At 61.6% G+C, this 15,498-nt stretch carries 14 protein-coding genes; 6 read left to right on the top strand and 8 right to left on the bottom strand.

Going from position 1 to position 15,498, the window contains the following annotated elements; translation table 11 throughout:
- Positions 1-31 precede the first annotated feature (31 nt).
- Positions 32-397, bottom strand: coding sequence for a Zn-ribbon domain-containing OB-fold protein (locus M3I54_RS26820; protein ID WP_254341576.1), 366 nt, complete (start codon positions 395-397; stop codon positions 32-34).
- A 383-nt stretch (positions 398-780) separates the two neighbouring features.
- On the opposite strand from M3I54_RS26820, the gene M3I54_RS26825 reads away from it, so the two are divergent.
- The 5 genes from M3I54_RS26825 to M3I54_RS26845 are packed head-to-tail and all read left to right on the top strand — an operon-like array spanning position 781 to position 5,351.
- Positions 781-1,944: an acyl-CoA dehydrogenase family protein gene (locus M3I54_RS26825; RefSeq protein WP_254341578.1), complete on the top strand. Its 1,164-nt coding sequence runs from the start codon at positions 781-783 to the stop codon at positions 1,942-1,944.
- Positions 1,945-1,992: 48 nt separating this feature from the next.
- Complete coding sequence (locus M3I54_RS26830; protein WP_254341580.1) at positions 1,993-2,469, top strand: MaoC/PaaZ C-terminal domain-containing protein; 477 nt, start codon at positions 1,993-1,995, stop codon at positions 2,467-2,469.
- A gap of 2 nt (positions 2,470-2,471) precedes the next feature.
- Positions 2,472-3,725 (top strand): CaiB/BaiF CoA-transferase family protein, encoded by a 1,254-nt coding sequence (locus M3I54_RS26835; protein WP_254341582.1) that lies wholly within the window; start codon positions 2,472-2,474, stop codon positions 3,723-3,725.
- A gap of 38 nt (positions 3,726-3,763) precedes the next feature.
- Positions 3,764-4,528 carry a glucose 1-dehydrogenase gene (locus M3I54_RS26840; protein ID WP_254341584.1) on the top strand — a complete coding sequence of 255 codons (765 nt, stop codon included), beginning with the start codon at positions 3,764-3,766 and terminating at the stop codon, positions 4,526-4,528.
- Between the two features lie 46 nt (positions 4,529-4,574).
- On the top strand, positions 4,575-5,351 hold the full coding sequence (locus M3I54_RS26845) for an enoyl-CoA hydratase-related protein (RefSeq protein ID WP_254341586.1): 777 nt from the start codon (positions 4,575-4,577) through the stop codon (positions 5,349-5,351).
- 503 nt (positions 5,352-5,854) lie between these two features.
- Here the strand turns inward: M3I54_RS26845 and M3I54_RS26850 are convergent.
- The 7 genes from M3I54_RS26850 to M3I54_RS26880 form a co-directional block, all read right to left on the bottom strand.
- The gene (locus M3I54_RS26850) at positions 5,855-6,847 is read right to left on the bottom strand and encodes a nitronate monooxygenase (RefSeq protein ID WP_254341587.1); all 993 of its coding nucleotides are present in this window, start codon (positions 6,845-6,847) and stop codon (positions 5,855-5,857) included.
- A 21-nt stretch (positions 6,848-6,868) separates the two neighbouring features.
- On the bottom strand, positions 6,869-7,648 hold the full coding sequence (locus tag M3I54_RS26855; protein WP_254341589.1) for an SDR family NAD(P)-dependent oxidoreductase: 780 nt from the start codon (positions 7,646-7,648) through the stop codon (positions 6,869-6,871).
- A gap of 52 nt (positions 7,649-7,700) precedes the next feature.
- A complete protein-coding gene (locus M3I54_RS26860) occupies positions 7,701-8,495 on the bottom strand; it encodes an enoyl-CoA hydratase/isomerase family protein (RefSeq protein WP_254341591.1) in 795 nt (264 codons plus the stop codon).
- A 78-nt stretch (positions 8,496-8,573) separates the two neighbouring features.
- A complete protein-coding gene (locus M3I54_RS26865) occupies positions 8,574-9,311 on the bottom strand; it encodes an enoyl-CoA hydratase (protein WP_254341593.1) in 738 nt (245 codons plus the stop codon).
- A gap of 20 nt (positions 9,312-9,331) precedes the next feature.
- Positions 9,332-10,480, bottom strand: a complete 1,149-nt coding sequence (locus tag M3I54_RS26870) for an acyl-CoA dehydrogenase family protein (protein WP_254341595.1) — start codon at positions 10,478-10,480, stop codon at positions 9,332-9,334.
- A gap of 90 nt (positions 10,481-10,570) precedes the next feature.
- On the bottom strand, positions 10,571-11,782 hold the full coding sequence (locus M3I54_RS26875; RefSeq protein ID WP_254341596.1) for an acyl-CoA dehydrogenase family protein: 1,212 nt from the start codon (positions 11,780-11,782) through the stop codon (positions 10,571-10,573).
- Positions 11,783-11,787: 5 nt separating this feature from the next.
- Complete coding sequence (locus tag M3I54_RS26880) at positions 11,788-13,719, bottom strand: AMP-binding protein (protein WP_254341598.1); 1,932 nt, start codon at positions 13,717-13,719, stop codon at positions 11,788-11,790.
- Positions 13,720-14,071: 352 nt separating this feature from the next.
- On the opposite strand from M3I54_RS26880, the gene bktB reads away from it, so the two are divergent.
- Positions 14,072-15,253, top strand: a complete 1,182-nt coding sequence (gene bktB, locus M3I54_RS26885) for a beta-ketothiolase BktB (protein ID WP_254341606.1) — start codon at positions 14,072-14,074, stop codon at positions 15,251-15,253.
- The last annotated feature ends 245 nt before the right edge of the window (positions 15,254-15,498 follow it).

A 15,498-nucleotide genomic window follows, 5' to 3' on the forward strand; every position in this document is an offset into this window, starting at 1 on the left:
CTCTTGACGGCCGGCTGCGGGTTAGCGGGCGTCAGGCTGGTTCGAACACAAGCAGTGCCGCATCCCCCCGGTAGACGATCTTCGCCTGCACGGGCATGCCAATGCGCACGGCGTCCGGCTCGATGCCCTCCACACAGCTGAGCATGCGCACACCTTCTTCCAGGTCGATCACTGCGACGTTGTAGCTCGGCGTGGGCGACTTCTGGCGCACGACCGTAGTGGAATAAACCGTGCCTTTCCCACCGGCCTCGACCCACTCCAGATCGCGCGCCCCGCTAACCGGCTCGGCAACGCGCGGATAGAACACATAGCGGCCGCTGCTGCGGCTGCGCTGGATCATCAAGCGGCCCTCGGCCAGAAACTTCTGATAGTCGACTTCAGGACAAAGAGAGTCCATTCCCCGCTCCTCCATATCGTTTTGCCTCCGGCTCCCGCGAATCGAGCCACTACGTCGGGCCAAAATGGGACAAATAACCGAACACTGTTCTAAATATTAAACGCATCGGAAGCGTGCTGTCAACGTCGGAAAAGCCCTGCCATGCCCCGCTGCACAAGGCTGACACTACATCCCGGCGAATTCTCGGGCGCACCTCGGACAAACCCGCGGCAGCCGGTTTCAGCGCTTGACGGCCCCCAAGTCCATCGTTTACTTTATCGAACATTGTTCAATAATCTGAAGACGTCGGGGTGATTCGGGAGTGGTCAGCGGGGGCGACGATTCCCCACTCCGAAAGACGAATCCGGGCACGGCCTGGAAAACCGCTAGCAAGAGAGAGCGAAGTGACATACGAACTAACAGACGACCAGGTTCAAATCCGCGACCTCATCCGTCGCGTCGCACGGGAGCGCGTGGCGCCGCGCGCCGACGAGATCGACCGTACGGCCGAGTATCCGCACGACATGTACGCACTACTTAAGGAACTGGGCCTCTTCACGTTGCCGTTTCCCGAAGCGTATGGCGGCGCCGGCAGCGTGATGTCGTCGTGTATCGCAGTCGAGGAGTTCGGGCGGGTTTGCTACAACACCGGCTATTTGCTGGTCGTGCAATGGACGCCCTTCGGCGCCATTCTCGAAGGCGGCACCGACGAGCAAAAAGCACGCCTTCTGCCTGGCCTCGCCTCCGGCGACTTGCGCGGCGCACTCTCCATTACCGAAGCTCAAAGTGGTTCCGACGTCTCTGGCATTCGCACCACGGCGCGCCGCAAGAACGGCGGCTATGTACTCAACGGTTCAAAAATCTGGTGCACGAACTCCCATATCGCCGACTTCATTCTCGTCGCGGCGAAAACGCTCGATGAGGAAGGTCAGCCGCTGGGGATCAATCTCTTCATCGTGGATCGCAACACGCCCGGTCTCACGATCGGCAACGAAGAGGACAAGATGGGCGCGCGCGGCGTGGCGTCGTGCCCCCTCTACTTCGACGACGCCTTCATACGTGCTGAAGACCGTCTCGGCCCTGAAGGCGGCCAGGGATTCAAGGTTGCAATGGAAGCGCTCAACACGAGCCGTCCAATCGTGGCGGCGCGCGCAGTAGGCATCGCGCAGGGTGCGATCGATCATGCGGTCAAGTTCATTCAGGACCGCGTGGCATTCGGCCAGACCATAAGCAACTTCCAGGGTGTGCGCTGGATGATCGCCGACATGGTCACCCAGACCGAAGCCGCGCGCCAGCTCGTCTATCGCACGGCGTCGCTAGTCGACGCGGGCGTGAGCGGCCGGGAACTCGCCCCAATGGCCGCCATGGCGAAGATGTTCGCATCGGATGTCGCCATGAAGGTCGCGACCGACGCCGTGCAGCTATTCGGCGCGGCAGGCATCTCCAACGAGTACCCGATCAACCGCTATTTCCGCGACGCAAAGGTCGTGCAGATCATCGAGGGCACCAATCAAATCCAGCGCAACATCGTCGCGGACAACGTGCTGGGCCGCATCAAAAAGAACTGAAAACGACAGCTGAGCTAACAGGCGAGCGACAACAACAGAGGACAGGCAATGGAAGAAATCGAAACGGTTGGTTTGGGAATTCACTGGGAGGACTTGCCCGTTGGACGCAAGTTCAAGACCGTAGGCCGGACCGTGACAGAAACGGATATCGTCAACTTCATTTCCGTAACCGGCATGCTCGAAGTGCTGTTCACGAACACTGAGTTTCTCCGCGAGCAGTCGGCCATCAAGGGGCGCGTCGCGCCGGGCGCGCTCGTCTTCACGCTCATGGAAGGGCTGCTCACGCAGGCCACCATGCAGGGTGTCGGCTTCGCATTCCTGAACATGGAACTCGATATCAAAGGTCCGACCTACGTGGGTGACACTATTCATGTGGAATGCGAAGTGATCGAATGCCGGCCTAGCAACGGGCGCCCCGGGCTTGGCCTCGTGCGCACGCGGAACTGCGTGATCAAGCAGGACGGCACGGAAGTGATGGTCTACACGCCGCTCAGACTCGTGAAGGGCAAAGAATACAAGGCCTGAGCATGGAAAATCCACAACAACCCCTCGACCGGGCGACCGGCCCGTTAGCCGGCGTGCGCGTGATCGACCTGACCATCAACGTGCTCGGTCCAGTCGCCACGCAACTACTTGGCGACATGGGTGCGGACGTCATCAAGATCGAGCCACCCGAAGGCGACCAGAATCGCAAGAACGGTCCCGGCCGCAACCCAGACATGGCAGTGTTCTATACGATCATGAACCGCAATAAGCGGAGCGTGATCCTGAACCTCAAGCAGGCCGAATGCCGCGAAGCACTGCTCAAGCTCGTCGAGACGGCTGACGTCATTGTGCACAGCATGCGCCCAAGCGCCGCCGAGCGCCTTGGGATCGGCTATGAAACTGTGCGGGCGCGCAATCCGCGCATCGTGTACGCGTCGGGTGCGGGCTATCGCATCGATGGCCCCTACAAGGACCGCCCTGCTTTCGACGACGTGATCCAGGGCGAAAGCGGCATTGCCGCAATGAACCGCGACGCGGACGGCTCGCCGCGCTACTTCCCCACCGTTATCGTCGACAAGTTCTGCGGTTACGTGCTGGCGTCTTCGATCAGCATGGCGCTCTATCATCGCGAACGTACCGGCCTCGGTCAGCTCGTTCACGTGCCGATGTTCGAGACGATGCTGCAATTCAATCTGTTCGAACATCTTTGGGAAGGCGCGCTGGGCTCCAATGATGGCACCGGTCTTGGCTATCCGCGCATGTTTTCGCCGTATCGTCGGCCCTATGCGACAAAGGACGGCCATATCTGCCTGCTGGCGGTGAACAACGAACAATGGCGCCGCGTGCTGTGCGCGATCGATGCAGCGCATCTGCTCGACGACCCGCGCTTCTGCCACATGACCGAACGCATGCGCAACATTAACGAGCTGTACAGAATCGTCGGCGACGCCATCCGCAACAAGACCACGGCGGAATGGAACGCCATTTTCGCATCGGTGGACGTCCCGCACGGTCCCGTGCGCGACCTGAAAGACCTCATGCACGACGCGTACATCAAGGAGACCAGGTTCTTCCGGCGTTTCGATCACCCGACCGAAGGCGAGATGGTCATGACTTCGATCCCGGTGCACTTCTCCGAGTCGCCCGGCAACGTTCGCTATCTGCCGCCGAATCTCGGCGAGCACAGCATAGAAGTCCTGATCGAAGCGGGTTATAGCGTAAGCGAAGCCAGCGCGCTCGTTGCCCGTGCCACGGGAAAAGGCGAAGCCGTCACGGAAGCGCTGGGTAAAGACTAACTGGCGCGAAAGCGCCTCGCACATCACGGAGGGAATCAATGAAGGGGCTCAAGGAAAAGGTCGTCGTCGTCACAGGCGCCGCGGGCGGGATCGGAACCGCGATCAGCCGACGATTCGGCGAGGAAGGCTCGACCGTCGCGCTGTTCGACCTGAACGAAGAAGGCGCTGCGCGTGTCGCGGCGGAAATCGAAGCTGCGGGCGGCAAGGCGCGTGCGTATCGCGTCGACATCACGGATCACGAAGGCGTACATGCCGCAGTGGCCAAAGTCGAGGAAGAACTCGGTCCGATCGAGGTTCTCGTCAACAACGCGGGCTGGGACATGGGTTCGTTCTTCCTGCAAACCGAGAAGCCGTTCTGGGACAAGGTCGTCGCGATTAATCTGTACGGACCGCTAAACATGCACCATGCCGTACTGCGGCGCATGGCCGAGCGTGGCCGTGGCCGCGTCGTGAATATCTCGTCGGATGCGGGACGCGTGGGCTCTTCGATGGAAGCCGTGTACTCCTTCTGCAAGGGCGGTCTCATCGCGTTCACGAAGACGATGGCGCGCGAAATGGCGCGCCAGCATATTCCCGTCAATGTCGTTTGCCCTGGCCCCACCGCGACTCCGCTTCTCGACAACCTCGCGCAAGGCGAGAAAGGCGAGCGCATCAAGGCCGCGCTCGTGAAGGCCGTGCCTTTTGGCCGCATGGGTGAGCCGGGCGATATCCCCGGCACGGTTGCCTTCCTCGCTAGCGACGACGCCGCATTTATTAGCGGCCAGGTCATCAGCGTGTCCGGCGGTCTGACGATGGCCGGTTAAACGGCGACACAAACCTGTTCAACAACCAACGACATCGGAACACGACATGGAATTCAAGGACATTATCTACAAGGAGGCGGATGGCGTCGCGACGATCACCATCAATCGCCCCAGCGTCTATAACGCATTCAGCGCCAACACCTGCGAAGAACTCATCAAGGCCTTCGGTCTCGCGGGCTGGAACAAGGAGATCGGCGTCGTGGTGCTCACCGGCGCCGGTGAAAAAGCATTCTGCACGGGTGGCGATCAGTCCGGCGACGGCTACAACGGCCGCGGCACGGTGGGCCTGCCGATCGAGGAACTTCAAAGCATCATCCGCGACATTCCGAAGCCGGTGATCGCGCGCGTGAACGGCTACGCCATCGGCGGCGGCAACGTGCTCGTGACGATCTGCGATCTCGCGATCGCTTCCGAAACCGCGATTTTCGGCCAGGTCGGCCCGAAGGTGGGTTCGGTCGATCCGGGCTTCGGCACAGCATATCTCGCGCGCATCATCGGTGAGAAGCGCGCGCGCGAAATCTGGTACCTGTGTCGCAAATATAGTGCCAAGGAAGCGCTCGACTGGGGCCTCATCAATGCGGTCGTGCCGCCCGAGCAACTCGACGCCGAAACGAAGAAGTGGTGCGACGAAATCCTGCAGATGAGCCCCACCGCAATCGCGCTGGCGAAGCGTTCGTTCAATATCGACACCGAAAATATCCGCGGTATCGGCGCGTTCGCGATGCAGGCGCTCGCAATGTACTACGACACGGACGAATCGAAGGAAGGCGGCAATGCGTTCCGCGAAAAGCGCAAGCCGGAGTTCCGCAAGTACGTGAAGTAAGCGGAAGAAATGCATGCGGGGCTTGCCTTTGATGTCCATGCCGTTCGCTTCGTACCAGCTGCAGTCGTCGGGCGTCCAGGTCACATGAAAGCGGTTTCCAGGCGCCTGGGGATGGCTTCGCCAGTGGATACGCCCCTCTTCGAGCGATCGCGTGAAACCGTCGTTCGGCACGGATTCCTTGCCTACGGGATGCATATGCATGCCGTCGTCGTGGCCAAGCGTCGTACACAGGTAAAAACGCCGGCGCGTGTCCTTCGCGTCGGTATTCAGGCCGGCGGGAATCCGCCGCATCGGACAGTAGATCTCACCGTTCTCGTCGCGTAACGTTCCCCACTGATAGAGCGCCTCGGGCGGCATGCCGAAATAGGCGCGACTCGACAGCATGTCCTCGATGGTGGGCTCGAAGGCGCTGACGAGAGGTACGCGTGAGATTGTAGCCCAGAGGCTACACGCGCCGGAGACCCCCGGGCCGTTGCGCGCTCTATCGCCGCCGTGGTGAGTGTCTACGTCATCAGTTTGCCCAGCCGGTTCGACGAGGCCACCGCGTCGTCGATCATCTCGTCGAAGATTGCTTCGACGTTCCTCACCGCATCGGCAAAGACTGCAGCATGGCCGTAGTCGATCATACCCTTGCGCGTGTCCCCGGTGACGTAGGCATCGTGCGCGAGTGCGCCCATCACGTGAGGACGAAACCGCTCGAACTCGGTCACCTGTGCGCGATCCAGTTCCAGCACCGCCTCGGCACTCTCGTTGCGCAGCACGCGGTGGTGATCGCGAATCGCTGACTTGACCACGACGCTCTCGCTGCCGTCGCCCGCCACGACCTTTGCCTTGACATCGGGATGAATCCACAACTCTTCTGCAACCATCATGCGCGTGCCCATGATGACGGCGTCGGCACCCATCGCCAGCACGCCTGCCAGTTGCCGCCCGGTACCGATGCCGCCGCCGATCACTACGGGCAAGCTGATTTCACGCGGCGCCTGCGCGGCCTGCACGATGCTGCCGATCTGATAGATGCCTGGGTGGCCGCCGCATTCGTTGCCGACGACGATCACACCGTCAACGCCCATCCGCACCGCCGTATGCGCGTAACGCACAGCGGGAACCTTGTGCAGAACCTTGATCCCCGCCTCTTTCAGCAGCGGCACAACCGCTTCCGGACTCGCACCGGCCGTCTCGACACAGGCGACCTTCTCTTCGATCAGAATGCGGATCTGTTGCTTGACGCGCTCCACCCCGCCCGCTTGCCGCGAGATGTAGAGATTGACGCCGAAGTTCTTCGCACCGCTGAGTTCGCGACAAGTGCGCAACTCGTTGCGAAATTCGTCGGCATCGGGAAAGCCAGCGCCGACGATGAACCCCATCCCACCCGCGTTGACGACGGCCGCGACATATCGGGCATCGGACACACGTGGCCCGAGACCGCCGCAAAGAATGGGGTGGCGAATGCCAAGCAGATCGGTGATTCGCGTCTTGAACATCTGGGGGCGCACGATGTGGCCTCCTCGTCGAGGTTAGCGAAACGAGATCGTGTGGCCACCGTCCACCGCGATCGTCTGACCGTTGATATAACCGCCCGAGGGTGAAGCCAGTAGCACGGCGAGCCCGGCAATCTCCTCGACCTCGCCGAAGCGCTGCGATGGATTGCGGCCACGGTACCATTCGACCATCGCTTCGTCTTCCCATTGCGATCGCGCCATCTCGGTCTTGAACGTGCCTGGCGCAATGCAATTGGCCGTGACGCCTTTCGCGGCGAACTCCATCGCGAGGTTACGTACCAGTTGCATGTCGGCGGCTTTGGTGAGCCCGTAGGTTCCCGTCACGGCATCGCCGAACAGGCCGACCACCGATGCCACCGAGATGAAGCGCCCGTAGCCGCGCGCGATCATGCCAGGCATGGTCATCTGCGCGAGCCAGATGTTGCTCTGCACGTTGACCTGCATGAACTTGTTGAATGTTTCGTCCTGCAGATCGAGGGTGGACCCGATCCACGGGTGAATTGCCGCGTTGGCCATCACGATATCAACGCTGCCCCACTCGCCATTCGCGGCATCCACGAGATTTTGCAGCTCGGCTTTGCGCCCGATGTTGCAGGCGAACGGCATGGCCAGGCGGTTGCCGATCTTTTCGTTGATCGCTTGCGCGGCAGTTTCGCAGGCGTCGGCATTGCGGCCGGAAATAATGACCTTCGCGCCATGCTCCGCCATGCCAAGCGCGCTGGCGTACCCAATGCCGCGGCTCGATCCGGTGACGATGGCGACCTTGTCAGTCAAGTCGAAAAGCGAAGAGCGCATGCATACCCCACATAAAAATGGTGTGCCGATGAAAGAGATTCACCGTGCAGGATCAGTCTTTGTTACGTTTCTGCTGGGCAATGAACGCTGAGGCGATCTCGTGATGCTCATCGCTGAGCGTCGCCGCCAGTTGTCGCGCAAGCGTCGTGTCGAGCATCTGCGCCGCGCTGCGATGGAGGTGAAGATTCATCAGTTTCTTGGTCTCGCGCAGCGCGTGACGCGGTTGTTTGAGCAGCTTTTCGGCAAGCGCCAAGGCCTCGTCCATCAGTTTGCCTGGTTCCACGACGCGGTTGGCGAGTCCGTATTCGACCGCCTGCTGCGCAGTGATGCGGTCGCCCGTAAAAATCAGTTCCTTCGCTCGCAGCAAACTCGTGTAGAGCGGCCACGCTACGGAAATTCCATCGCCGACGACAAGACCGATGTTGATATGCGGTTCGGCCAGAAACGACTTTTCGGACATCAGTACGATGTCGCACAGCGTGGCCATCGTCGCGCCCCAGCCCACCGCGGGGCCGTTGACCGCCGCGATGATCGGAATCGGCACATCGATGAAACCGTGGATGGTCTGGCGTGCGTTGTCTTGAACGCGCCGGGCAAACTCGGCGTCGTCGAGCGTCTTGACGAAGTGATTCATGTCTCCGCCCGCGCTGAATGCCCGTCCCGCGCCGGTAAGAATGCCAACACGCGCTTCGGGATCTTCGGTCAGCGCAGCGAATAGCTTTGGATAACTAAACAGCATTTCCGTGGTCGACGCATTCAGATCGTCTGGCCGGTTGAGCGTGATGATGCGCAGGCCGCCGTCTGCCCTCACTTGAATGTCGTCTGGAAGGCCGTAGAGATTTGTCATGTTAGCCGCCATATGGCGAAGTCGTTGAATGAGTCGCCGCTGCCGCGCCCGCGTGACGCGCCTGCTTCGGCAGACCGGCTATTTCTGGACCTGCCATGCCATGCCGCCGCGTTGCTTTCGTTCTGCCAAAGCCGCCTTCTCGATACGCAAGGCTTCTTCGAGCGTCGATTGTGCACCCTGATCGATCACGTGCTTGACCGTGGCGACGAGATCGGGACGGCGGCTCGCGATCGTCTTCGCTAGCGCCGCTGCGCGCTCCATCAACCGATCGTGGGCGACCACCTCGTTCACGAGGCCAATCCGCAAAGCCGTCGTCGCGTCGATTGGGTCGCTCGTGAAGCAAAACTGCTTGGCCCACCTCGGGCCCACGATATGGGGCAGACGCGCGGTCATGCCGCCTCCGGCGAGCGCGCCGATTTTCGTGTGCGTGTCGGCAAAACGTGCGCGCTCGGACGCAACGATGAAATCGCATCCCATTGCAAGTTCGAGCCCGCCGGTAACGGCGGCGCCATTCACCGCCGCGATCACCGGCTTCGCAATGCGCGGCCACATGTCGATCATTTCCGCGACTCGCGCGCGCGGCGCATCGGGTGCGGAGAAGTCGTTCAAATCGAGACCCGCGCAAAACGCGGGATCAGCGCCCGTCACGATCAGCACGTGCAGGCTTTCATCGGCTTCGAACCGGTTTAGTGCGTCGACGAGCACTTCAGTCAATGCAAGGTTCAGCGCGTTGCGAGCCTCGGGCCGGTTCAGTGTCAGCGTGAGAACGGCGTCCTCACGCGTCGTGGCTAGCAAATCGGCTCTCGTAGCGTCCATGACAGTGCCTCGTTAGGGAATCAAGCCGCTGCGGCCAATGCCTCGTGTTGTATCTGGCGGGCGTAGCGATTCAGGTGATAGTCCATATTGCCGAACAACGCGTCGAGCACGAGGTGGCGGCGATAGTGATGGCCCACCTTGTATTCGTTCGTGATGCCATACCCGCCGTGCAACTGGATGCCTTGCTGCGTGACGAACTTCGCGCTGCGAGTAGTCTGCGCCTTGCAGCCCGAGATCTCCACGCTTCGCTTTTCGCTGTCCTCGCTGAGCGCGAGCAATGCACGATGGAGGGTTGCGCGAGCCTGCATCGCGTCGATCGCCATGTCGGCCATGCGGTGTTGCAGAGCCTGGAAGCTGCCGATCGCTACGCCGAACTGCTTGCGCGTTTTCAGGTAATCCGAAGCAAGTTCGATGGCGTCTTCCATATCGCCCACCAGTTCCGCGCAGAGCGTGACGATCGATTCGTCGACGGCGGCCTGCAATCCTTCGAATGCGCGGCCCACTTCGCCCACGACACCGGAATCCGCCACGATCACGCCTTCGAGCACCAGGTCGGCCGACGGCGTGCCGTCGAGCAGGGCGCACGTCTTGAGCGTCACGCCCGCCTGCTTCGGATCGACGAGGAAAATACCGATGCCGTCCTTGTCACCGGCCGCACCCGTGGACCGAGCGACGACGAGCAGGCGGTCGGCAACGGGCGCGCCAACCACGAGCGTTTTGTAGCCGTCCAGGCGCCAGGCGCCGTCTGCCCTCTTCTTCGCCGTGGCCGTGACGTAGTGCACCTGGCCTCGCGCCTCGCGTTCGCTATGCGCGACCGCATAGACGGCTTCGCCGGAGACGATTTCCCCAAGCAGGGTTTCGCGCTGCCCTTCGCGCCCGCAGCGCGTGACGAGCGATGCCGGAAGCACACCACACATCACGTAAGGTTCCAGCACCAGTGCGCGCCCGATCTGCTCGGCCACGATGGCGCTCTCCACAGGCGAAAAGCCGAGGCCGCCCATCTCCTCCGGCACCGCGATACCAAGCCAGCCCATCTCTGCGAGCGTGCGCCACGTCTCGCGCGAAAAGCCGCCCTCTTGCGAAGTCAGACTGCGGCGGTGTTCGAACGTATAGCTCTTTTGCACGAAGCGTTGCGCGCTTTCCTGCAACATCCGCTGTTCGTCGCTCAACTCAAAGTCCATGCTGCACCCTCTCTCTACCGGCAATTGATGCGATCACCCGTAACGGGGACCGACAGATGTTCGTGGATCGACGCAGCGTCACAGATCGAACATCGCCTTTGCGATGATGTTGCGCTGAATCTCGGCCGTCCCGCCATAAATCGAGCAGGCGCGCCGGTAGAAAACCTCGGCAGCGAGGCCCGGCGCGTATTCGGGCCCGATAAACGAGGCGTCGCGCAGCTCGTGCTCTTCATTCGGATCGGGATAGAACACTGCGCCGTAGTCGCCAATCACCTCCAGCAGCATCTCCGTGAGCTTCTGGTGGAGTTCCGAGCCTCGCACCTTGAGCATGGAGCCGACCGCCATGCCGCCGCTGCGCTCGTCAATTCCTTGATGGAGGATCTTCTGCACTGCCATATCGATTGCCCGAACCTCCAACTCATGCTGCGCGAGACGCGCCGCAAACGTCGGGTCCTCGATCAATGGCTTGCCCGCCATGCGCTCGCGCGACGCGTAGTGCCGGATTTTGCGCAGATAGCGCTTGAGCGCCGGCGCTTCGGCGCCGAGGAACGCGCGCTCGTTGAAAAGCAGAAACTTCGTATATCCCCAGCCCTTGTTCACTTCGCCGATCAGGTTCTCGGCAGGCACGCGCACGTTGTCGTAGAACACCTCGGCCAGGTGGTGACAGCCGTCGAGCGACCCGATGGGTCGCACGGTGACACCCGGCGAAGCCATGTCGAGCAGCAGAAACGAAATGCCCTTTTGCGGCTTCGCTTCGCTGTCCGTGCGCACCAGCACGAAGTTCCATTGACCATAGGCGCCGAAGCTCGTCCAGATCTTTTGTCCGTTGACGATGTAGTGGTCTCCATCGCGAACCGCCGTCGTACGCAGCGACGCGAGATCGGAGCCCGAGCCCGGCTCCGAAAATCCCTGCACCCAGAACACTTCCCCCCGCTGAATCGGCGGAAGAAAACGTCGCCTCTGCTCTTCATTGCCGAACTCGCAAATCACAGGTCCGACGAGCGACACGCCCGCCTGATTCTGTGCGGGCGCGCCCGCCAGATAGCACTCTTCTTCGAAGATGTAACGCTGCATCGCGGTCCACCCCGTGCCGCCGTCGGCAACGGGCCAATGCGGCGCCGACCATCCGCGCGTCTCGTGCAGAATGCGGGTCCAGCGCTGGGAGTCGTCATCGCCGGCGAGAAAGCCCTGCTGCCCGCGAAACGCCATATCTGCCGGGAGGTGCTCCTTGAGGAAAGCCCGAACTTCTTCGCGGAACGCAATGTCTGCGGGGTCTACGCGAAAATCCATAGTGTTTAGCTTCCAGCGTTTTCGGTGCGTTGAATTCGATCTGCTTCGGCTGCGCCGGCATTGCCGACTAGCGTGCGCGGCGTGGGCGGCGTGCGATAAAGCTCATCCACGACGCTGCGGCGCCGCTCGAGCACGTTGCGCTGGCTGATTGCACTCTTCGCGCTCAACTCACCGTTGTCGAGTGTGGGCGGTTCGCTTTCGATCACAATGCGCGCGATACGGGCTGAACTGCCTCCGGCGCGCGCAGCGAGCTTGTCGACGCCCCTCTGGAAGAACGCCAGCACACCACGGCTGTTGACGATCTGATCGACAACCGGCGTCGGGTCGTGAAGGTCGTCGCAAAGCGCGCGGCACGCTTCGACGTCGGGGAATACGAGTGCGGTCAGGTAATCGCGGTCGTGACCCGCAATGACGATGTCGCGCGCATACGGACCGAAAATGTTCAGCGCATGCAACCGCAACTCGGCAACGTTGACCCATGTGCCCGTGGACAGCTTGAAATTTTCAGCGATGCGGCCATCGAAGCGCAGGCCGAGTTCGATACGCTGCGGGTCAATGAACGTTGCAGCGTCACCGGAGCGGAAATAGCCCTCCTCGTCGAACGAGGCGGCGGTACGCTCAGGATCTTTCCAGTACCCCGGCGTCACACAGTCGCCAAAGAAGCGGATTTCCAGCTTCGCGCCGACCGGCGCCACCTTCACTTTGACGCCGGGCACAGGCAAACCCGCAACCGCCTCGCGCCGTGGATCCCAGGCAGCCGACATCGGCGTGGGGCCTGCTTCGGTGCCGCCGATCCCCGACATGATGAGCACGCGCTGGCCGATAGTGCGTACGGCGAGTTCGTCGAGTTCGGCCCAGATGTACTCCGGCAGACTTGCGCCGCCGTAGTAGATCAGCGCGAGCTTGCTGAAAAATTTCTCGCGCAGTGCCTTGTCGGCTCGAAGATGCGGAATGAGCGAGGCCAACCCCTGAGGCGTGTTGAGGTAGACCACCGGCGCGACTTCACGCAATGCCTGCACGGTCGGGCCGATTTCCTCCGGCGTTGGCTTGCCAGGGTCCAGGTAGTATGTGCCCCCGCCGTACAACACCATGCCGAAGTTATGGGTGCCGCCGAAGGTGTGATGCCACGGCAGCCAGTCGACGAGATCCGGCGGCCCGTCCTGGAGAAACGCGAACACCTGTGCGACCTGTTGGCGATTGCTGCACAACATGCGCTGAGGGTAGATCACACCCTTTGGTGCGCCTGTCGTACCCGAGGTGAACATGATCTTGCCCACGGTATCCGGACCGACCGCATTGAACGCCTTGTCGACATCGGCGGTCACCGGCGTCTTCAGCCACTCCGCTACACGCGAACTGGCACGCCCCTCTGGCAACGGACCGACGACGACACACTCCACTTCGCCGAATACCTCGCGCAATGCGCGGCCATACTGCGCACCGTCATCCGCGAAGACGAGGCCAGGCGTACACACGGCCGCGAGTTGCTTGAGCTTCGAAAAATCCTGTGACAGAAGCGAATACGCGGGCGTTACCGGAATATAGGGAACGCCGACGTGCAATGCGGCAAGGGCGAAGAGCGCGTGCTCGAAGCCCCGGTCCGAAAGAATCATCAACGGACGAGACGGGGACAACCCTCGATTGAGCAGCGCCTGCCCCAGTGCACGCGCACCGTCGAACGCCTGCTTATAAGTAAGCGACTCCCACGACTTGCCGTCCGGCGTGCGCCGCGCGAGCAAAGCGCGCTCGGGCGTGACGCTCGCCCAGTGTTCGAGCCGCTCCGTCAAGCGGACGGGATAGGGTTCAAGCGCTTCCTTCAGTTCATACACCACGCTTCCGTCAGGCCTTCGCTCGACGATGGCATCCATGCTGCCGAGGCGTATCGGGCGAAACGGCACATCCATCAGCGCGTCGTGCGAAGCCGTACCTGCATCCATCTGAATCGTCCTGTTGTTATCTGGCAAGCCATGTCCCACTAACGCTTGCATCGCCTTCCGGCAGCTAAAATTTTGCGGGCCAAGTAGACTAATAATTGAACGCCGATCATCATTGTGAACCAGCATAACGTGAAATCGAACGCACGTCTATCGGTTGTGACCCACCAGGATCGCCTGATGCCGAACTCCGGATCCGGCACGAATGACCCGCGAAATATGCAGGACACTCGCAACCTTGCGCACTGCACAATAACGTGGACACACAGAAAAAAATGCGCTACTTTGTGAACGTCATTCACATTGTAAAACACTACACGTAGATCGTAACCGATCTCCAGAACAAGGAGCCATCATGTCGGATGAGGTTGTCGTCACCGCTGCCGTTCGCACGGCTATTGGAGATTTCGGCGGTGCGCTCGCGAGCGTTCCGCCGACGCAGCTAGGCGCGACAGTCGTACGTGCCTTGCTCGACCGCACGAATCTGCCGGGTGGCGACGTTGGCCACGTGGTGTTCGGCAACGTGATCCATACCGAGCCTCGCGACATGTACCTCGCGCGCGTCGCCGCCCTCGAGGGCGGCGTCAGCGCGGACGCTCCAGCGCTGACGCTCAACCGGTTGTGCGGCTCCGGCCTCCAGGCCATCATTTCCGCCGCCCAGGCTATCGCGCTCGGCGATACTGAAATCGCCATCGGCGCAGGCGCAGAAAGCATGTCGCGCGCAGCCTACGTTGCCACCGGAGCGCGTTGGGGCTCACGCATGGGCGACATCCGCCTGATCGACATGATGGTCGGCGCACTGACCGACCCGTTTAGCGCCTGCCATATGGGTGTGACCGCGGAGAACGTCGCGACGAAGTACGGTGTTTCCCGTGACGACCAGGACCAGCTCGCCGTCGAGTCGCACCGGCGCGCCGCACGAGCCATTCACGATGGCCGCTTCCGCGAACAAATCGTGCCTGTGGCACTCCGCACCAAAAAGGGCGAGAGCGTTTTCGATACCGACGAGCATGTTCGGCCCGGCACGACCGCCGCCGATCTCGGCAAATTGCGCCCTGCATTCCAGAAGGACGGTACGGTCACCGCCGGCAACGCGTCGGGCCTCAACGACGGCGCCGCGGCAGTCCTGCTGATGGCGCGCCGCACCGCCAAGCAACGCGGCCTTCGTCCACTTGCGCGGCTCGTTTCCTGGGCCCACGCCGGCGTCGATCCTCAATACATGGGCATTGGCCCGGTGCCTGCAACACGCAAGGCATTGCAGCGCGCGGGCTTGACCGTGGCGGATCTCGACGTGATCGAAGCGAACGAAGCATTCGCCGCGCAAGCTTGCGCCGTCGCGAAGGAACTGGAATTCGACAGCGCGAAGGTCAATCCAAACGGGTCGGGCCTCTCGCTCGGTCATCCGATTGGCGCAACGGGCGCCGTCATTGCGGTGAAAGCGATTCACGAGTTGCACCGTTGCGGTGGCCGCTATGCGCTCGTGACGATGTGCATCGGCGGTGGCCAGGGCATCGCGGCTGTCTTCGAACGCCTTTAGCAGGTTGCGGAAATACATCCCCGGCGGAAGCGGTGCGCCTCGATGTACGCGCCCGCCAGTCGCAAACTTTCGCATTGTGCAATCTCAACGCGAATTCAACGTTCTTTCGGCGGCTTGAGGCCGACTTCTGACCTCCTTGCCACGCTTTCCGCCACTTATAAGCGGATTTGTGCCAGTGATCGCATGCGCACGAGGTTGTATGCCGCCATGTTCAACACGAACATCTGGTCCACCTTCTTCAAGCC

This window comes from Paraburkholderia sp. CNPSo 3274 (genome assembly GCF_024206475.1).
GTDB lineage: Bacteria > Pseudomonadota > Gammaproteobacteria > Burkholderiales > Burkholderiaceae > Paraburkholderia.